At 35.6% G+C, this 18,047-nt stretch carries 22 protein-coding genes; 18 read left to right on the top strand and 4 right to left on the bottom strand.

Going from position 1 to position 18,047, the window contains the following annotated elements; genetic code table 11:
• Positions 1-20 precede the first annotated feature (20 nt).
• Positions 21-269: a thioredoxin family protein gene (locus BUA73_RS08955; RefSeq protein WP_072903820.1), complete on the top strand. Its 249-nt coding sequence runs from the start codon at positions 21-23 to the stop codon at positions 267-269.
• A 45-nt stretch (positions 270-314) separates the two neighbouring features.
• Here BUA73_RS08955 and BUA73_RS08950 read toward each other — a convergent pair whose 3' ends face one another.
• Genes BUA73_RS08950 through BUA73_RS08940 form a run of 3 tightly spaced genes read right to left on the bottom strand, consistent with a single transcriptional unit; the run spans position 315 to position 2,877 of the window.
• Positions 315-1,055 carry an energy-coupling factor ABC transporter ATP-binding protein gene (locus BUA73_RS08950; protein ID WP_072903788.1) on the bottom strand — a complete coding sequence of 247 codons (741 nt, stop codon included), beginning with the start codon at positions 1,053-1,055 and terminating at the stop codon, positions 315-317.
• 39 nt (positions 1,056-1,094) lie between these two features.
• A complete protein-coding gene (gene cbiQ, locus BUA73_RS08945; protein WP_072903787.1) occupies positions 1,095-1,868 on the bottom strand; it encodes a cobalt ECF transporter T component CbiQ in 774 nt (257 codons plus the stop codon).
• The gene (locus BUA73_RS08940) at positions 1,852-2,877 is read right to left on the bottom strand and encodes an energy-coupling factor ABC transporter permease (RefSeq protein ID WP_072903819.1); all 1,026 of its coding nucleotides are present in this window, start codon (positions 2,875-2,877) and stop codon (positions 1,852-1,854) included. The genes cbiQ and BUA73_RS08940 overlap by 17 nt, the downstream gene beginning before the upstream one ends.
• A gap of 361 nt (positions 2,878-3,238) precedes the next feature.
• Between BUA73_RS08940 and BUA73_RS08935 the strand changes: the two genes are divergently transcribed.
• The 17 genes from BUA73_RS08935 (at position 3,239) to saoD (ending at position 16,280) form a co-directional block, all read left to right on the top strand.
• On the top strand, positions 3,239-4,135 hold the full coding sequence (locus BUA73_RS08935) for a substrate-binding domain-containing protein (RefSeq protein ID WP_072903786.1): 897 nt from the start codon (positions 3,239-3,241) through the stop codon (positions 4,133-4,135).
• Positions 4,136-4,187: 52 nt separating this feature from the next.
• A complete protein-coding gene (pstC, locus tag BUA73_RS08930) occupies positions 4,188-5,045 on the top strand; it encodes a phosphate ABC transporter permease subunit PstC (RefSeq protein ID WP_072903785.1) in 858 nt (285 codons plus the stop codon).
• The gene (gene pstA, locus BUA73_RS08925) at positions 5,038-5,919 is read left to right on the top strand and encodes a phosphate ABC transporter permease PstA (RefSeq protein WP_072903784.1); all 882 of its coding nucleotides are present in this window, start codon (positions 5,038-5,040) and stop codon (positions 5,917-5,919) included. The genes pstC and pstA overlap by 8 nt, the downstream gene beginning before the upstream one ends.
• Positions 5,912-6,670: a phosphate ABC transporter ATP-binding protein PstB gene (gene pstB / locus BUA73_RS08920; protein ID WP_072903783.1), complete on the top strand. Its 759-nt coding sequence runs from the start codon at positions 5,912-5,914 to the stop codon at positions 6,668-6,670. The genes pstA and pstB overlap by 8 nt, the downstream gene beginning before the upstream one ends.
• A 1-nt stretch (position 6,671) precedes the next feature.
• Positions 6,672-7,325 carry a phosphate signaling complex protein PhoU gene (gene phoU, locus BUA73_RS08915; protein WP_072903782.1) on the top strand — a complete coding sequence of 218 codons (654 nt, stop codon included), beginning with the start codon at positions 6,672-6,674 and terminating at the stop codon, positions 7,323-7,325.
• Positions 7,322-8,014: a winged helix-turn-helix domain-containing protein gene (locus BUA73_RS08910; protein WP_072903781.1), complete on the top strand. Its 693-nt coding sequence runs from the start codon at positions 7,322-7,324 to the stop codon at positions 8,012-8,014. The genes phoU and BUA73_RS08910 overlap by 4 nt, the downstream gene beginning before the upstream one ends.
• Before the next feature lie 15 nt (positions 8,015-8,029).
• The gene (locus BUA73_RS08905; protein ID WP_072903780.1) at positions 8,030-9,724 is read left to right on the top strand and encodes a sensor histidine kinase; all 1,695 of its coding nucleotides are present in this window, start codon (positions 8,030-8,032) and stop codon (positions 9,722-9,724) included.
• A gap of 154 nt (positions 9,725-9,878) precedes the next feature.
• On the top strand, positions 9,879-10,133 hold the full coding sequence (gene saoT, locus BUA73_RS08900) for a thioredoxin-like (seleno)protein SaoT (protein ID WP_242942359.1): 255 nt from the start codon (positions 9,879-9,881) through the stop codon (positions 10,131-10,133).
• A 3-nt stretch (positions 10,134-10,136) separates the two neighbouring features.
• On the top strand, positions 10,137-11,222 hold the full coding sequence (gene saoE, locus BUA73_RS08895; RefSeq protein ID WP_072903778.1) for an efflux transporter SaoE: 1,086 nt from the start codon (positions 10,137-10,139) through the stop codon (positions 11,220-11,222).
• A gap of 4 nt (positions 11,223-11,226) precedes the next feature.
• Complete coding sequence (saoC, locus tag BUA73_RS08890; RefSeq protein WP_084672179.1) at positions 11,227-11,709, top strand: Cys-Cys-COOH (seleno)protein SaoC; 483 nt, start codon at positions 11,227-11,229, stop codon at positions 11,707-11,709.
• A 22-nt stretch (positions 11,710-11,731) separates the two neighbouring features.
• A complete protein-coding gene (saoX, locus tag BUA73_RS08885; protein ID WP_072903777.1) occupies positions 11,732-12,910 on the top strand; it encodes an ABC transporter substrate-binding subunit SaoX in 1,179 nt (392 codons plus the stop codon).
• A complete protein-coding gene (locus BUA73_RS08880) occupies positions 12,855-13,136 on the top strand; it encodes a hypothetical protein (RefSeq protein WP_072903776.1) in 282 nt (93 codons plus the stop codon). The genes saoX and BUA73_RS08880 overlap by 56 nt, the downstream gene beginning before the upstream one ends.
• Positions 13,137-13,145: 9 nt before the next feature.
• Positions 13,146-13,715, top strand: coding sequence for a hypothetical protein (locus tag BUA73_RS08875; RefSeq protein ID WP_072903775.1), 570 nt, complete (start codon positions 13,146-13,148; stop codon positions 13,713-13,715).
• Positions 13,673-14,479, top strand: a complete 807-nt coding sequence (gene saoP, locus BUA73_RS08870; protein ID WP_242942358.1) for an ABC transporter permease subunit SaoP — start codon at positions 13,673-13,675, stop codon at positions 14,477-14,479. Before BUA73_RS08875 ends, saoP begins: the two co-directional genes overlap by 43 nt.
• Positions 14,479-15,258 (top strand): ABC transporter ATP-binding protein SaoA, encoded by a 780-nt coding sequence (saoA, locus tag BUA73_RS08860; protein WP_072903772.1) that lies wholly within the window; start codon positions 14,479-14,481, stop codon positions 15,256-15,258. Before saoP ends, saoA begins: the two co-directional genes overlap by 1 nt.
• Before the next feature lie 23 nt (positions 15,259-15,281).
• Positions 15,282-15,920, top strand: a complete 639-nt coding sequence (gene saoL / locus BUA73_RS08855) for a MerB-like organometallic lyase SaoL (RefSeq protein WP_242942357.1) — start codon at positions 15,282-15,284, stop codon at positions 15,918-15,920.
• A 27-nt stretch (positions 15,921-15,947) separates the two neighbouring features.
• The gene (saoD, locus tag BUA73_RS08850) at positions 15,948-16,280 is read left to right on the top strand and encodes a DsrE-related protein SaoD (RefSeq protein ID WP_072903771.1); all 333 of its coding nucleotides are present in this window, start codon (positions 15,948-15,950) and stop codon (positions 16,278-16,280) included.
• Positions 16,281-16,338: 58 nt separating this feature from the next.
• On the opposite strand, the gene BUA73_RS08845 is transcribed toward saoD, so the two are convergent.
• Positions 16,339-18,036, bottom strand: a complete 1,698-nt coding sequence (locus tag BUA73_RS08845; RefSeq protein ID WP_072903770.1) for a methyl-accepting chemotaxis protein — start codon at positions 18,034-18,036, stop codon at positions 16,339-16,341.
• Positions 18,037-18,047 lie beyond the last annotated feature (11 nt).

Here is an 18,047-nt window from a genome sequence, read left to right as displayed (position 1 = left end):
GGATAGGACGGTGAATGAGAATGGATATAAAAGTAATAGGGGCAGGATGCCCAGATTGTAATAAATTATATGAAAATACCATGGAAGCAATTAAAGAACTTTCTTTAGAAAATGTAACTGTAACAAAGGTGGAGGATTTAGTTGAGATTGTTAAGCTTGGTGTTATGACAGCGCCTTCTCTTTTAATAGATGGAAAGTTAGTTATAAGCGGTCAGGCTGCTTCAACTAAGAAAGTCATAGAGGTTATGAAGAAATCAGGAGTTGTTTAAGTAAAAAGTAGAAAAATAATATAGAATAAAGGCGCCTCAGAGTTATTAAATCTGGGGTGCTTTTTGCATACAAAGTGGAAGCTCTAGGTTGCATTTTTCAAGTAAATCTTGATTTGTCATGATGTCCTTTGTGGGACCATCTGCAACGATAAATCCATTATTTAAAAGAATTGTACGTGTGCAGGTTTCTAGAATCATGTCTAGGTCGTGGGAGGCTATTATTTTTGTCTGGGGCAAAGTATTCAATAGGTTTATCAGGTTTCTACGGTTTTTTGGGTCAAGGGTAATAGAAGGCTCATCCATTAGCAAAATCTCCGGTGACATAGAAAGAATTGTGCCTATGGAAACTATTTTTTTCTCTCCTCCAGACATTTTGTATATTTGCTTTTGACTAAGGTGTTCTATGTTTAGATCCTTTAGAACTTTTGTAACACGCTTGTCTACTTCATCTTTAGAGAGACCATAATTTCTTGGCGCAAAAGATATGTCTTCATAAGCTGTGGTCATGAAAAGTTGGCTATCAGAATCTTGAAATACGTAACCGATTTTTTTGCGAATAAGTGCCAAGGTTGATTTTTTAATAGGGGTTCCATCTATTTCCATGGTGCCAGTAAAATTTAAGTCTAAACCTAGCAAAAGCCTTAACAATGTGGATTTACCTACGCCATTGGCCCCGATTAATCCTATAGATTCTCCTGACCTCACTGAAAAATTTATATTGTCTAGAATTTTGTTGTTATCGTAAGAAAAACATAAATTTTCTATATTAATATGTACACCATTCATAACATCCATACCTCATCTTTCTTAGTGATATTCTTTAAGCTATGTAAATAAAGTTCTCAAAATTATAAAGCACATTGTAAAGGAAAATAGGTAAATATAATCTTGTAACTTAATTGAAGTGTTGCTATTTAAATAGAAATCTCCATTGTAACCACGGAGGCACATACTATCATAAACTCTGTTGGCTTTGTCCATGGTTCTAAGGAGAAGTTGACCAGTTAGAGAGCCCCATACTTTAAAGTGGATGCCTTTTTCCTTTGGAGCACGCAAGGCATAGGCTTCAGTTATAGTATTTACCTCCTTTAAAAGCAGGGTTATATACCTATAACTTAGAAGTATTTGAGTTATCATAATTTGAGGTATATGAAGTTTTTTAAGAGCTACACAAATTCCCTCTATGGTGGTGGTAGCTATGAGAAGGTAGGATGCTAAAACAGTAAGAATTCCCTTCATCATTAGTGTAATCATGGATATAAATCCAGATGTTATAGTTATGCCAGCAAAAGTATACAAGGGTATTTTATCAAAGAATGGGTTGAAGATACCTATGAAGCATACAAGGGGGAGAACTACACGCATTCTGTAAAGGCTATTAATAAGGGATAAATCGGATATGGTGAAAAGTATTATGGGATAAATAAACATACTTATGAGACCGCTAAACTTATATCTGTCAAAGGAAACTACAGTTATTATATAAAAAATTGTTACAAGAAGCTTAACCAGTGGGTGTAACTGGTTAATCCACTGGTTTCTTCTTGCAAGCTCATCTAATTTATTAATTTCATGAATTGAATCAGCAATTTTGCTCATTTTTCTTCTTCCTCTTAAAGAATTTGAATGCATAGCAGGAACCCACACATAGGCATACTACAAGCACACTACCAATTATACCTGAAAATGATGTTCCTATGGAAGAGTCGGAATCTTTAAAGCTGTAATCGGGTAGCAATGAAGTTGTATTTTGAACATCAGCTGCGGAGTTGTGAAGCTTACTAGTGTCAGATTGTTCTACTTCTGTGGAGCCTGTTATTTTCTCAATGGACCATTCAAGGCCATCGGGATTTGAAGAGGCATATAGTGATAGGATTCCGCCAATGAATAGGGTAGCAACGGATAGAGTTATCAATGTAGTTTTTAATGACAATCCTTTGTTGTTACTTGTTTTTTCTTCATTGCTTTGGGAACCCCAGAGAAGTTCCGGTCTTGCTTCATGGACAAAACAAAGTACTGCTGATGTGATAAGTCCTTCTACTAGACCGATAGCTAAGTGAATAGGCTGCATGGTCATTACGAAGGTTGAAAAAGGAAGTTTACTTATACCAGAAGCCATGGTTTCTAAGGTAACACTGAAGGCACCTAATTGAAGAGTTATAATGCATCCAATAATAGAAGCCAGGGTTATTTTAAGTTTTGATACACCATTTTTCATCATGGGTCTCCATATTAAAAGGGCACCAATAAAACAACCGTAAAATGCCATGTTCCAAACGTTAGCTCCAAGGGCTAGTAGTCCACCGTCGGCAAATAAAAGTCCTTGAATTAATAAGACACTAATCATAGTTAAAAAGCCGGCATAAGGTCCAAGCAGTGCTGATAACATCATACCACCGCATAAGTGTCCACTGGAGCCTGTACCAGGTATGGTGAAATTAATCATCTGGGTGGCAAATACGAAGGCCCCCATGATACCCATCAATGGAATTTTCTTTGAATTGTTTTCTAATCTTACTTCTTTTACTGATTTTCCAGCAGCCACTGTAGAACAAACATACATTATTCCCGCCACTGCAGGGCTTATAAGAGCATCTGCCATATGCATAACAATCAACAATCCTCCTTAAAATAAAAAATACCACAAAGCTGTTCATCCCTTCAGAGATAAAATACCTTCATGGTAAGTATTTTCATTAATATACTTCTCAATTAATACGTTTAATAGATTTTAAATTAAAACAAAATTTTCATGGCTTCAGCCAACTTTACGGCTTCATGCCGATATTGTACTTAAAAATTATATCATGTTTTGAAGTACCTATCAAGTGATAACGTTGTGCTACTATTTTTAAATGTACAATTTTACATACATTTAACACAACCCCGCCTTTATATTTAACAATGATTTAATATTATGTTATTTGTAATGAGAAATCAAATCATATTGATAAGGGTGGTAGTTAAAAATGAAAAAAATAGTGAGCTTAGTATTGAGTTTAACATTATGTACAAGCCTTATGGTAGGATGCGGTGGTAAAAAGAGTGGAGATACAGCAAGTACTGATACTACAAAGGGTAATAGTACTGAGATAAGTGTAATATCCAGAGAAGAGGGTTCTGGAACTAGAGGCGCTTTCATAGAGTTGTTCGGTGTGGAAAAGAAAGATGATAGCGGAAAGAAAATTGATCACACAACTGATGAGGCTAATGTAACAAACAACACTTCTGTAATGATGACTACTGTGGCAGGCAATAAAGATGCAATAGGATATATTTCATTAGGTTCCCTAAATGATACTGTAAAGGCTCTAAAAATAGACGGTGTAGAAGCTACAGCAGACAATATAAAGAGCGGTACTTACAAAATCGCAAGGCCATTTAATATTGCAACTAAAGATAAAGTAAGTGAAGTAGCACAGGACTTTATAGATTATATTATGAGTAAAGATGGACAGGCAATAGTAGGGAAAAATGGTTATATACCAATGGATACTGATAAAAACTATGAAGGTAAAAAGCCATCAGGAAAAGTTGTGGTAGCAGGATCTTCATCTGTAACTCCAGTTATGGAAAAATTAAAAGAGGCCTATGTAGCAATAAATGCCAATGCAAATATTGAGATACAGCAAAGTGATTCTACTACTGGAATGAAATCTGCTATAGAGGGTATATGTGATATAGGTATGGCATCTCGTGGGTTAAAGGACAGTGAAAAAGGTGCAGGACTTAAGAACACTGTAATAGCACAGGATGGTATTGCAGTTATAGTAAATAAGGAAAATAAATTAAGTGAAATAAAAAGTGAAGATGTTATGAAAATATTCACTGGTGTTCACAAGACATGGGACAAGGTATCTAAGTAGGAGTGTAGGGACGTATTAAATAAGAACTGTTAAAATCCTGGAGGGAAAGAAAATGAAGAATGAAAAAGAAAAATTTATGAAGGGAGTGTTTTTTGCAGCGGCATGTACGTCTATAATAGCTGTAATACTTATATGCATATTCCTTTTTGCTGGTGGCGTGCCAGCCATGAAAAAGATTGGATTTTTCAACTTCCTTCTGGGCACAAAGTGGAAACCTAGTAATGATATGTATGGTATTATGCCTATGATTTTGGGAAGCATATTTGTAACAGCTGGTGCCATAATCATAGGTGTACCCATTGGAATTTTAACGGCTGTATTTATGGCAAAATATTGCCCAAAGAAGATTTACGGTGTATTAAAGGCATCTACTGAACTTTTGGCGGGAATACCATCAGTGGTCTACGGATTTTTTGGATTAGTGATTATGGTGCCCTTTGTAAGAAATGTTTTTGGCGGAGATGGTAATAGTATGCTTACGGCATCTATGCTCCTGGGAATAATGATTCTTCCGACAATTATCGGTATTTCAGAATCAGCTTTAAGAGCAGTGCCAAGAGAATACTGTGAAGGAGCTCTGGCTCTAGGTGCAACGAAGGAGAGAAGCATATTTAGGGTAACTCTTCCTGCAGCTAAGTCTGGAATTTTTGCTGCCGTAGTTCTTGGTATTGGAAGGGCTATTGGAGAGACTATGGCTGTAATTATGGTGGCAGGAAACCAACCGGGGATGCCCTCAGGCATTTTGAAGGGTGTAAGAACATTGACATCTAATATTGTAATGGAGATGGGTTATGCAGCTGATTTGCATAGAGAAGCCCTCATTGCTACTTCTGTAATACTTTTCATATTCATTCTAATTATAAATGTAGCAGTTGCAATAATTAACAGGAGGAGTTCAAATAATGGATAATGGCACTGTATCCGTAAGATTAAAGAAAAAATTAAAAAGCATAAAAAGAAACCCCCTTTCTTTTATATTATATATATTTGTAATATTGGCTGCTGTTATAACCTTTACAGTATTGCTGTTTATCGTGGGCTATATACTAATAAACGGCGTTCCCAATATTACAGGGGATCTGTTTTCATTAAAATACACCTCTGAAAACGGATCTGTAATGCCAGCGTTAATGAATACTATTATAATAACTGTATTGTCATTAATACTGGCAGTGCCTTTAGGCATTTTTTCTTCCATCTATATTGTGGAATATGCAAAAAAGGGAAACAAACTCATGGAAATTAGTAGACTTACAGTAGAAACCTTGGCAGGAATACCTTCTATAGTATATGGCTTATTTGGATTTTTACTTTTTGTAACGGCATTGCGCTGGAGATACTCTATATTGGCAGGTACATTTACATTGGCAATAATGATTTTACCTCTTATAATGAGGACCACAGAAGAGGCATTAAAATCGGTACCTGATTCCTACAGAGAGGGTAGCTTTGGTCTTGGAGCCGGAAAATTGAGAACAGTTTTTAAAATCGTGCTCCCAAGTGCAGTTCCAGGTATACTGGCAGGGGTAATACTTTCTATAGGAAGAATTGTTGGTGAGACTGCAGCACTAATGTATACTGCTGGGACCATAGCAGAGATTCCAAAGAGTGTTATGGATTCTGGAAGGACCTTGGCAGTCCATATGTATGCTATGTCCAGTGAAGGTCTTCATATGGACAAGGCTTATGCAACTGCAGTGGTATTACTTGTAATAGTGCTTATGGTAAATTTAATTTCAGCTTATGTTGCCAAAAGGATAGGAAAGGGAAAAATAGATGGATAATAAAAGTAAAATAAGTGTAGAAAATATGGATTTGTATTATGGTGAGTTTAAGGCATTAAAGAATATAAATCTTAATATAGATGAAAAAGAGATAACAGCTTTTATTGGACCAAGTGGCTGTGGAAAGTCTACTCTTCTAAAATCTTTGAACAGGATGAATGATTTAGTAGATGGGTGTAGAATAACGGGGAGAATTTCATTAGATGGAGAAGATATCTTTGGAAATATGGACGTAAATCTTTTGAGAAAACGTGTGGGTATGGTATTTCAAAAACCCAATCCTTTCCCTATGAGCATATACGATAACATTGCCTTTGGTCCTAGGACTCACGGTGTAAGAAGTAAGAGCAAGTTAGATGAAATTGTAGAACAGTCGCTAAAAAATGCTGCCATATGGGATGAAGTTAAGGATAGGCTAAAAAAAAGTGCGCTAGGTCTTTCAGGAGGACAACAGCAACGACTTTGTATAGCTAGGGCATTGGCAGTTCAACCTGAAGTGGTACTTATGGATGAACCTACTTCAGCTTTGGATCCTATATCTACTTCCAAAATTGAAGATTTAGTAGTAGAATTAAAGAAAGATTATACCATTGTAATAGTGACACATAATATGCAACAAGCAGCTCGTATTTCCGATAGGACAGCCTTTTTTCTTCTAGGTGAAATAGTAGAATTCAATGAAACAGAAAAGCTATTCTCTATGCCAAAGGATAAGAGAACAGAGGATTATATAACGGGGAGGTTCGGTTAATATGAGAAATAAGTTCGATGAACAGCTTGAAAAGTTAAATGTGGAATTAATTGAAATGGGAGCAATGTGTGAAGAGGCAATATCGGGTGTGGCAAAAGCTTTAAAGGATAATGATGTAAACATTGCAAGAGAGGTTATTAAAAAAGAGAAGCAAATAGATCATAAGGAAAAGGATATAGAGAGTCTTTGCCTTAAACTTTTACTGCAGCAGCAACCTGTGGCAAGGGATCTTAGAATGATTTCTTCGGCGCTTAAGATGATTACAGATATGGAGAGAATAGGAGATCAGGCCTCTGATATAGCTGAGATAATTAAAGTTGCAGATATTTCTTCCTTTGAAGATACATCTCATGTGGGAGATATGGCTGCTGCCACCATTAGGATGGTTACAGATAGTGTAGAGGCATACGTTAAAAGTGATTTGGATTTGGCAAGGTCTGTTGTGGAGTACGACGATGTGGTGGATGCGCTTTTCAATAAGGTAAAGAGCGAAATTACATCCTTTATAGGACATCATAAGGAGGAAGGGGAGTATGCTATAGATCTTCTTATGATTGCTAAGTATTTTGAAAGAATAGGTGACCATGCTACCAATATTGCGGAATGGGTTGAGTTTTCATTGACCGGAAAGTATAAAGGAGAAGATGAGTCATGATATATTGTGTAGAGGACGATAGAAACATAAGAGAACTTATCATTTATACCCTTGAGACCACAGGCTTTAGAGCCTGTGGCTTTTGTGATGGTTCAGAATTTTTTAAGGAGTTAGATGTGCAGCGAAAGTGCAATGAACTGCCGGAACTTGTTTTATTGGATGTAATGCTGCCAGGAGAAGACGGTATACAGATTTTAAAAAGATTGAGATCATCGGCGACTACTAAAAATATTCCTGTCATCATGGTCACTGCAAAGGGGGCGGAGTATGATAAAGTTATTGGCTTGGATTGTGGTGCTGACGATTATATAACTAAACCCTTTGGAATGATGGAATTCGTTTCTAGGATTAAGGCTCTGCTTAGAAGAACGGGAAATAGCGTTGAAAAGGAACAAGAATTTTCAGTGGGCAATCTTATGGTAAACGTAGAGAAGCACCTTGTCACAGTGAATGGAAATGAAATAAGTCTTACCTATAAAGAATTTGAAGTGCTAAAGGTATTGATGATGAACAGAGGCATAGTTTTAACTAGGGATAAACTTTTAGAAATGGTATGGGGGTACGATTTTGATGGTGAAACAAGGACAGTGGATGTTCATATAAGAACCTTAAGGCAAAAATTAGAGGAATGCGGTGATCTGATTCAAACAGTTCGAGGCGTTGGTTATCGAATAGGAAATAATAATTAAGGTGCGTGAATGATTATGAAAAAAAGCATATTGAAGAGTATGAGTGTAATTGTAATACTATCCATAGTGATTTCTTGCTTTCTTATTGGATTTGCCATGTACACACAATTCTATGATGGAATGAAAAATGAGGTACGTAAGGAAGCTGCCTATGTAGAGGAAGCCATGAATGCAGTTAGTGAAAATAATTATGTAGACTACCTGAAAAAACTAGATAGGAAATTGAGAAATACCAGATTTACTTTAATAGAAAAGGATGGTACTGTAGTGTACGATTCTAGAGAAGATTTTAAAAACATGGAGAACCATGGTAAAAGGCCTGAAGTCATAGATGCACTGAAAAATGGTAGTGGTGAAGCTGTGAGGTTTTCGGAGACGTTAAAGGAGCAAAATTTCTATTATGCTCTTATGCTTCAGAATGGCAAAATTATGAGAGTGGCCACAACTACCCACAGTGTATTTGTAACCATGAAAAATATGATACCTGCTGTTGTTATTATATTGATAATAGTAATGCTATTGGCTGTTATAATGGCAAACTATGAGACAGAGAAACTTGTTAAGCCTATTAATGAATTAGATTTGGAGCATCCATTAGAAAATGAAGTATATGATGAATTGTCTCCTCTGCTAAAGAGGATTTATAGGCAAAATCAGCTTATTGCAACACAAATTAATGAAATTCGCCATAAACAGGGTGAGCTTTCTGTCATAACAGAAAATATGAAGGAAGGGCTTCTTGTATTAGACAACAGGGAGAGAATTATATCTATCAACAATACGGTAATGAATCTTTTCAATATTGAGAAGAAAGAATATGCCAATGTGCACATTTTGAGTTTGATTAGAAATAACACAATATACAATGCTATACAGGATTGCCTCAATGGAAACGTGGCGGAAGCTGTTATACAAATTGAAGATAAGGATTTCAGCATAATAGGAAGCCCAGTCATAACAGATGGGGAATTAAGGGGTGTTATAATTCTGGTCATTGATGTAACTGAAAAGTACAAAAATGAAAAAATGAGGAAAGAGTTCTCAGCCAATGTTTCTCACGAGCTAAAGACTCCATTGATGTCCATTTCAGGTTATGCAGAACTTATAAAAAGCAATATGGTAAAAGCTCAAGATATACCTGATTTTGCAGGTAGGATATACAATGAAGCACAGCGTTTAAGCAATCTTGTGGAAGACATAATAAGACTATCTCAGCTTGATGAAGAAGAAATGGTGATGCAGTTTGAGGATATAGACCTTTTTGAAATTGCAGAGGAAGTTTGCAAGCAGCTGGCTAATTATGCTAAGAATGCAAATGTAGAACTAAAGGTCATGGGGGAAAAGGTTATAATGCCGGGAGTCAGGCAGATAATGAAAGAAGTCATCTACAATTTATGTGACAATTCCATAAAGTACAATGTGCCAAAAGGAAGTGTAACTATAAACGTATATAATAAGGAAGGTTCTGATTATATAGAAGTAACGGATACTGGCATAGGCATACCGGAAAGTGAACGAGAGAGGATATTTGAACGCTTTTATAGGGTAGATAAAAGTCATTCCAAAGAAACTGGTGGCACAGGGTTAGGATTATCCATCGTTAAACATGGAGTCCTTATGCATCACGGCAAAATTACTGTATCCGATGTTGAGACTGGGGGAACCCATATAGTACTATGTTTTAACAACAGAGATATAGAATATAACTAAAAAACCATGGCAGGGTGATAAAATCTCACTGTGCCATTGTTTTTTAGTATAGGAATAAACTATGGATATATAGCAACCAATAGAATTTATCTATTTCACAAAGAAATAATAAGCTTGTATAATTGTATAGATGATTTGAATAGGAGGCGAGCTAATGCAGAAGCCATTATTGGAGTTTATAAATGTATGCTCTTGATGTGATATTTTTGGAAGTCTAGTTAAGACTTTAGGCGAGAGGTACAAAGACAAGGTGGATGTAAAAATTTATAAAGCTGGTAAGGACTTTGAGTATGTTAAAAAATATGGCATGTTTACAAAAAGTGTTCTAGTATTAAATGAAACAAAGATAATAGATAAGGTCAACAAAGCGACAATAGCTGAGGCCTTTAAAGAGTTGGCAGGTGAATAATAAATGTTTACATTAATAAAAGACTTGTTTTTGACTACCGTGGATGTTCTAAATGGAGCCTCGGTTTGGCTTATTTTTAGTTATATTTTAGCAGGTTTTTTGCGAGAAATATTATCTCCAGACAAACTTCAAGTGCATTTAGGAAATAAAAAGGTATCTTCTTTATTAAAAAGCACAATTTCTGGGATGCTGTTGCCTATTTGTAGTTGTGGAGTAATACCTTTAGGTATAAGTATGTATTATTCAGGAGCTTGTCTAGGCCCTGTATTAGCATTCATGACTTCCACGCCTATGATAAACCCTGTAGCAGTTATTTTATGTTATGGTCTTTTAGGAAAAGAAATAACAATAATATATGTTATAACGGGTTTTGTTGCACCAATGATTATTGGAGTTATCGGAAATGTTTTTGGTGGAAAAGAGGTACGATTGCCGGGAATAGAAGAGGAAGTAGAAAAGAGGATTCTTTCTAAAGAAAAGAAGAGTTTTTCAGAAAAAATTAAATCTGGAATGAAATGGGCTTACGATGATCTATCTGTAATTGTTAGTAAATATGTTATATTAGGAATGATTTGTGCATCTATAATATTTATGATATTCCCACAGAGTTTTATACAAAATTACTTTGGAAATCCTAGCGTTATATCCATAGGTGGTATAACTGTAGTTGCGGCTATAATGTATGTCTGTGCTGTAGGCCATATACCATTTATTGCAGCTTTAATTGCTAGTGGTGCAGCTCCTGGAATAGCCATTACATTTCTTATGGCTGGTGCATCTACAAACCTACCAGAACTTATAAGCATATACAAACTTATAGGGAAAAGAGCGGCTATTATATATTGTACTACGGTGGTTGCTATCTCAACCTTTGTAGGGGTTATGACAAATAAAATTCTTATGCCATTTAAACCGGTATTAAACTTTGATACTATAGATAAAAGCATAAGTTCAGCTAATAAATTTTTGTTTGTAGCACCAGAATGGTTAAAATACATATGTTCGTTTATTATCTTTGCATTGGCTATGAGGTCTGTGTACAGAAGTTATAGAAAATTTATGGACAAGAAATCGGAAAGGCAGGCATAGTTTCATGGTAAAAAATAATTTATTTAAAAAGAAATGTATTATAGCTATGCTTGTGTTTGTATGTATCTTTTCTATGGGATGTGATAGTAAGAATAAAGTGGACAAAGTACATAATGAAGCATTGAAAGTTGCTGAAGGCCATAAACTATATAAATCTTTTAAGGAAATGTTTCCATCTTGTGAGCCCATAACCTGCAAAGCTGGAGATGTAACTAATGATGGTAAAGAAGATTTAATTATGATTTACAGAAGTAGTGAAAAGGTAAGGATGAGAGTACTAATAGATGGGCCAAGCGTTGCAGTCACTGATGAAGTGCCAGCACCTATAGAAAACCAAACTATTGAGTTGAAAGACATAGATAACAAGGATGAAATTGAGTTTATAGTTAGTGGATCTAAAAGAGGTAATATAGGCTATGCTATATATCGAATTGTAAATAATAATATAAAGGATTTATTTGGACAAGATATGGATCAATGTTGTTAACATTAAAGGAGGAAAATATAAAATGAACAAGAAATTAAAGAAGTTACTTGCACTAACATGTTGTATTGGAATGATGATGACTACATTAACAGGGTGTACGGACAAAAAGAAAGATAATGGAGGGGCCTCAGGAAAGGAATCAGACATTGTAAAGTCCATAAAAGGCATGAATTTACCTAAGATTAAAGATGATTATACGGTAAATTTGGGGTATTATAACTGTGACCACATGACTGCTGCATGCATTGGTAAAGACTCAGGAATATTTGAAGCTTGCGGGATAAAGGTTAATGTGACTGGTAATGGTAAGGTGCCACAAGCCATGTCAGCAGGGAAGATGGATGCAGGGTACATAGGCTTTCAGAATATAGCCAAAGGATTTTTAGTGGGAACACCAATAACAATAGCTGCTAATAACCATACAGGTGGATCATATTACCTTGTTGTTTCTAATGATATAACCGATGGAAAACAGTTAGTAGGTCAAACACTTGGCATTGGGCCAGAACCAGAAAAGGGTTCATCATGGAGAGTAATGTCTAAAACTTTAGATATACCTACAGAAGGCAAAAACTATAATGGTATAAGCTTTGATAGTGACCAAAGTAAATATTTAGCTTTGAAAACTGGAAAAATTAAAGGATATACAGCATGTGACCCATGGGGTTCTATGGCTGAATATGAGAAAACAGGAAAAATATTTGCCATGGATGATAGAATAAAGGGTGAACAGGAAGGTGAATGTTGTGTTTTATCATTAAACACTAATTTTGCAAAAGCACACCCTGATATTGCAAAGAGATTAATACTTGCTCATAGTAAGTCAATAGAGTTTATTTATACACATCCATTAGAAGCTGCAAATATATTTGCAAATAATTATGGTGTACCACTAGAAGTTGGCCTTAGAACCGTATACAAAAAGACCGTTGGTGAGGGAAGAACTTTAACATGGAAGTTAAATAATGAGGCTATACAGAGAATGATGGACGAGAATATATCTCATGGTGATTATGGTAAAGTAACTGTAGAACAGATTGTAAATCATGATTATATTAATGATAGTAAGGTTGATGATTTCGAAAAGTTTATTAGCGAAAAAGTTGATTCTGTATTTCCGGAGGGAATAACATATGAGGAATGGCTTGAAAAAGCAAAAACTAGAGAACCAGAAATCAAAACAGTATCAGAAAAGAAATAATGTAAATCTAATAAAAAGTATATTCGTGTTCATGGGTGTGGCTGCTAGTGTTTTCGTAGCAGCTACATTCTTATTTAAAGAAAATACATATAGGGAAAAAAGTGAAATACGTATAGGTGTAACCGCTGGGGTGCCACATATAATAGGAAAATGCTTGCAAGGTATTTATGGAGAAAAGGCTGTTAAACTTGAAGATATAATGGTATACGATTTTCAAGACTGCTGAAATAATTCAGTGCAGATGGCTCTGAGTTCAGATGCCCTTGATGTAGCTATAATTTGCAGCTCTAAGGCACAAGAGTTTAAGCGAAAGGATAGCCGATTTTTTGTTTTTGATAAGGCTATTACCAACTCCAGTATTATAATTCAGAAAGACGAGCGTAACAAAAGTATTGGAGTATCTTCAGGCCGTCAGTATGAGAAAGACATGGTATCACAACTTCTTGGCAAGGAATATGCCCCCTTTGCCATGGAAACTAGAGCCTTGACATATGTGATGGAAACTGGAAAAGTTGGTGGAATAGTAATTGATTATTTTAATTCTTTAAATGTGCCTGGAAAAAGGATATTTCCAAAAAAAGCTGAAGAGTTTGACACATACTCGATTATTGTGAATAAAAAGTTTTATAGCGGTCCAGAGTACCAGAAATTTAAACAGAGTTACAACAATATTATTTCATATTTACTTGAGGATTATAACATGTTAAAAGTATCTGAGAAACTGTTCGGTGGAGATTACACAGATGAAAGGAGAGTTAGAGAATGGCAGAAGCTAAATATCAAAATACATCCCCTAAAAAAGTAAAGCTATCTGGCAATAGTAGGAAAGAGATTATTTACAAAATCATAGTTACCATTATTTTAGTTACTCTATGGCAGATGTATGCTGTAAAGCAGAATAATGCACTAATAATGCCTAAAGCTAGTGATGTATTCACCCAATTTATATCCTGTATTACTGACCAAGAAGTAATATACAATATATCTCTTACCATGGGGAGAGTTCTTAAAGGTTTCGGCTGGGCAATGATTATAGGAATCTTCCTTGGATTTATAATGGGGTTGTCAAGGTTTATGAATAGCATGCTTGCTGGTTTCATGGATTCCGTAAGGCAAATTCCCATTATGGCATGGGTGCCTCTTACCATTGTTTGGTTTGGCATAGGAGATGGACCGACTATATTTCTTATTGCTTTTTCAGGGGTATTTCCAGTAATATTAAATACCATAAGTGGAGTTAGGAGTATATCAAAGGATTATTACAATGCTGCAAGAAGCATGGGGGCAGGCCCCGTAAGTATTTTTAAAGATGTAGTTGTACCAGGAACAATTCCATACATAATGACAGGGGCTCGTGTGGCACTGTCTAGTGGGTGGATGTCTGTAATCTGAGCGGAGTTCATAGCTACAAGCCAAGGTCTTGGCTTTTTAATGGTACGATCTCAGACGATGATGATGACAGATAGGCTTATTGCACTGATGATATTTGCTGCTCTTATAGGATTTATTATAGATAGGGGACTATATGCTTTAAATAAATATCTCGTAAGATGGAGACGTGAAGAGTAATGAATATTAAGATTGATAAGATTTGTAAATCTTTTAAAAGTGGAAAAAAACAAATGCACGAAGTTCTAAATAACATAAGTTTTGAAGTGAATGAAGGTGAATTTGTGTGTCTTCTTGGACCTTCGGGGTGTGGGAAAACCACATTGCTTACAATAATAGGCGGTTTTAAAGCTGCCGATAGTGGACATATAGTAGTTGGTGAAAATGTAGTAAAAGGACCTGGTGTGGATAGAGGATTTGTATTTCAAAACTATGCTTTATTCCCATGGATGACCATAGAAAAAAATATCTTATATCCTATGAAACAACAAAAAATTCCTAAGGAAGACCGGAAGAAGAGACTTAAAGAGTTATTGGAGATGGCAAAACTTGATGGTAAGGAGAAAATGTATCCAGGACAGTTATCAGGTGGTATGAAGCAAAGAACAGCTGTTATAAGAGCCCTAGCGTGTAAACCTAAAGTGCTTTTACTAGACGAACCTCTTGGTGCGGTTGATTTTCAGATGAGAAAACTCCTTCAAGAGGAAATGGAGGGCATTTTTCTTCAAGATAAGACTACTGCAATTATGGTAACTCATGATGTGGACGAAGCTGTTTATATGAGTGATAGGGTTGTGGTTATGTCTACAGATAAAGGTAAGATCATCGCTGATATAAAGATTGATATGGATAGACCTAGGAATAGGGAGTGCAGTAAGTATCTTGGATATAAAGAGCAACTTACGGAAATTTTGAAGGACGCATTAGGATATGAAGAAAAACAGCAAACAGAAATTTAATTGATGAAGGGTACGAAATAATTATGAATACAGCACAAAAATTAAATATTGTAAATAAATGCAGTTGTTATAGTGAAGAAGAAAATATTATTCGAAAAGCTATAATGGATTTTACAATAGAAAATAAAAGAGCATTTAGTTTAAAAAAAGATATAGAAAAACTTTTCACAAAAATACGAATAGATAACTTGGAAAAAAAACTAACTTTACTTAAAGAACACAACGGTTTTGTAGCAGATGAAGATGGAAATGTAAATTTTGTTTATCCAGTGTCTGCACTAGGTACAAACCATCATGTAACCCTAGCTGATGGAAGAAGGTTTTCTGCTATGTGTGCCATTGATGCCATGGGGACAACGTTCACATTTCATCAAGATGTAGTAGTTGAATCGGTTTGCAGTAATACGGGTAAATCAGTGAGGGTGGAAATAAGGGATGGAAAGTTGTATGATTTTAACCCACCTACACTTCATGCGCTGCATGTAGATCTGAATAGGCATACAGATTGGGCATCATCTTGTTGAAATATCATGAACTTCTTCTGTACGGAGAGAGATTTCGATGAATGGGTAAGTAAAATGCAGGTAAATAAAGATGAGATATATAAATTGTCTGTAGAAGAGGCAATAGAGGTATCATATGAGCTATTTGATTTTAGATAGATTTTATAAAGATAGGAGGATTATTGTATGAAAGTTGCATATGTAATAAGTTCAGAAAACACAAGGACAATACTAAATGACATGATTATTCCACAGCTAGAGGCGGGTAATCATGGTGCAGAGGTGCTTGGGATGTTCTTCGTATTTAACAACACGTATATGTTAGAAAAGGGGAGCGAAATAGGTGAAAGACTTCAGAAACTCCACGAAAAAAGTGGCATGGTGCTTTTAGCATGCGACAAATGTGCTATAGAGAGGAATATAGATGACAAACTCGTAGATGGCGCTGGTATAGGGTGCTTCCCAACATTGTATGGTATACTTGGAGAAGCTGGAGTAGAACAGATAATCACATTGTAAGTAACAAAAATCTGTGTTTGTACAAGTTTAGACTTTTACAACACAGATTTTTTTATTGTTATATCTTAAATTGTTCTACTAGCTCTTTCAAGTGTTCAGCTTCAAGGGAAAGGGTTTCACTAGATGCTGAGGTTTCTTCAGAAGTAGCGGAGTTATTTTGAATTACGTCGGAAATTTGGCCAATGGCTGCCTCAATCTGTTTCATTGCTTGGGCCTCGTACTCTACAGCCTCGGCGGTGGTTTTTGAATCTTCAGCTATAGTAGCTAAACCTTCAATGGCTTTCTTTAAATCAGATATGACACTTTCTGTGATGCTTGTACCACTAGCGATTTCATCTATGTTTACTTGAACAAGTTCCTTGGTTTCAAGGGCAGATTTTTTACTATCTTCGGCTAGTTTTCTTACTTCTTCAGCTACAACGGCAAAACCTCTTCCAGCTTCTCCAGCGCTGGCAGCTTCTATGGCTGCATTTAGTGATAGGAGATTTGTCTGCGCTGTGATGTCTTCAATTTTCGTTACAATGTTTTTAACATCAGCAGATTTATCTCTCATCTTTTCCATGGCTAGAATCATAGAATCCATGTTTTTGGAAGATTGCTCTACAGCTTTTCTCAGGTGTAAAGTTCGTTCAAGGGATGCCTTAGTATTTTCAGCATTGTTGTTAATTTTATCTGTTATTTGCGATATTGTTGCGTACAATTCTTCCACAGAGCTGGCTTGATCCGTGGTTCCTTCCGATAAAACCCTGGATGTATCAGAAAATTGCTCAGCGGTGTAAGATACCTTAATGGCTGAATCGTTTATTTCTGCTATGACGGAAGAAATTTTTAATATGAAATCCTCAATGGAGGTTTGTATATTTTTAAAATCTCCTACAAATTCCATGTTGGGCTTCACTGTGAAATTGCCTTGAGATAGCTCTCCCATGATTCTATCTATTTCATCTATGTATGAAGAGATGGATAAGGTACTGGTTTTTATTGAAGTACACAGCTCTCCAAATTCATCTTGACTTTCATAGTCTATATGGTTGTGAAGGTTGCCTTTTTCAAATTCCGATATGAAATCCGTGATTTTCGCCACAGGGTTTGCAATATCCCTTATAAGGACTTTTGAAATTATAAGCAATACAATAATGGAAATCACAGCTATAATTGACATTAATATTAAACCTATGGTAGAAGTGATTTGGTCTCTACGCAATCCCTCAGAGGAGGTTTTTTCTATTTTGTTTGACATACTTTCAATTTTATCCGTTACAGCTTTTGTTGAGGTGGTAAAATCTAAATTAAATATAGAAAGAGCCTTTGCATAAGTTTCCTCATGAGGGGCATATTGTTCGATTTCATTTTGCAATACACTTAAAGATGCAAAGGTAATGTTCAGATCTTTTATGTCCACAGTTGAATCCAACTTTTTTATTATATTTAGTGAATTATAAACATCTTTCCAAAGTTTTCGACTTTCATCGGATAATTTACTAAACTCTTCAGTATCCTCAGAATCTGTGGCAATCATCTGCAAAATATTGTTTTCAATTTTGGAAAGATTTAATTTAACGTTGGACAACTCCCTTGTCACAGGAAGTATGGTTTCTTGAGTGGCATTTATTCCTTGACTTAGCATGATTACAAAATAGAAGCCCGTTACAAGTGAAATTATTGTAGCAGCCTGGGCGATAATCGTTATCAGTCTTAGTTTGGATTTTACTTTTAGTGTGGATTTTGGTTTTATCTTGTTTTTTAATTTAGGCATTTATATATCCT

Source organism: Hathewaya proteolytica DSM 3090, assembly GCF_900142225.1.
GTDB classification, from domain to species: Bacteria; Bacillota; Clostridia; order Clostridiales; family Clostridiaceae; genus Hathewaya; species Hathewaya proteolytica.
The sequence above is the reverse complement of the archived record's forward strand: the minus strand, read 5'-3'. Positions and strand labels throughout refer to the sequence as shown.

Bases quoted from the DNA above. Each gene is read 5' to 3' on its own strand.
- BUA73_RS08955 (WP_072903820.1), top strand. From the start codon at position 21: ATGGATATAAAAGTAATAGGGGCAGGATGCCCAGATTGTAATAAATTA.
- BUA73_RS08950 (WP_072903788.1), bottom strand. From the start codon at position 1,055: ATGAATGGTGTACATATTAATATAGAAAATTTATGTTTTTCTTACGAT.
- cbiQ (WP_072903787.1), bottom strand. From the start codon at position 1,868: ATGAGCAAAATTGCTGATTCAATTCATGAAATTAATAAATTAGATGAG.
- BUA73_RS08940 (WP_072903819.1), bottom strand. From the start codon at position 2,877: ATGCATATGGCAGATGCTCTTATAAGCCCTGCAGTGGCGGGAATAATG.
- BUA73_RS08935 (WP_072903786.1), top strand. From the start codon at position 3,239: ATGAAAAAAATAGTGAGCTTAGTATTGAGTTTAACATTATGTACAAGC.
- pstC (WP_072903785.1), top strand. From the start codon at position 4,188: ATGAAGAATGAAAAAGAAAAATTTATGAAGGGAGTGTTTTTTGCAGCG.
- pstA (WP_072903784.1), top strand. From the start codon at position 5,038: ATGGATAATGGCACTGTATCCGTAAGATTAAAGAAAAAATTAAAAAGC.
- pstB (WP_072903783.1), top strand. From the start codon at position 5,912: ATGGATAATAAAAGTAAAATAAGTGTAGAAAATATGGATTTGTATTAT.
- phoU (WP_072903782.1), top strand. From the start codon at position 6,672: ATGAGAAATAAGTTCGATGAACAGCTTGAAAAGTTAAATGTGGAATTA.
- BUA73_RS08910 (WP_072903781.1), top strand. From the start codon at position 7,322: ATGATATATTGTGTAGAGGACGATAGAAACATAAGAGAACTTATCATT.
- BUA73_RS08905 (WP_072903780.1), top strand. From the start codon at position 8,030: ATGAAAAAAAGCATATTGAAGAGTATGAGTGTAATTGTAATACTATCC.
- saoE (WP_072903778.1), top strand. From the start codon at position 10,137: ATGTTTACATTAATAAAAGACTTGTTTTTGACTACCGTGGATGTTCTA.
- saoC (WP_084672179.1), top strand. From the start codon at position 11,227: ATGGTAAAAAATAATTTATTTAAAAAGAAATGTATTATAGCTATGCTT.
- saoX (WP_072903777.1), top strand. From the start codon at position 11,732: ATGAACAAGAAATTAAAGAAGTTACTTGCACTAACATGTTGTATTGGA.
- saoA (WP_072903772.1), top strand. From the start codon at position 14,479: ATGAATATTAAGATTGATAAGATTTGTAAATCTTTTAAAAGTGGAAAA.
- saoD (WP_072903771.1), top strand. From the start codon at position 15,948: ATGAAAGTTGCATATGTAATAAGTTCAGAAAACACAAGGACAATACTA.
- BUA73_RS08845 (WP_072903770.1), bottom strand. From the start codon at position 18,036: ATGCCTAAATTAAAAAACAAGATAAAACCAAAATCCACACTAAAAGTA.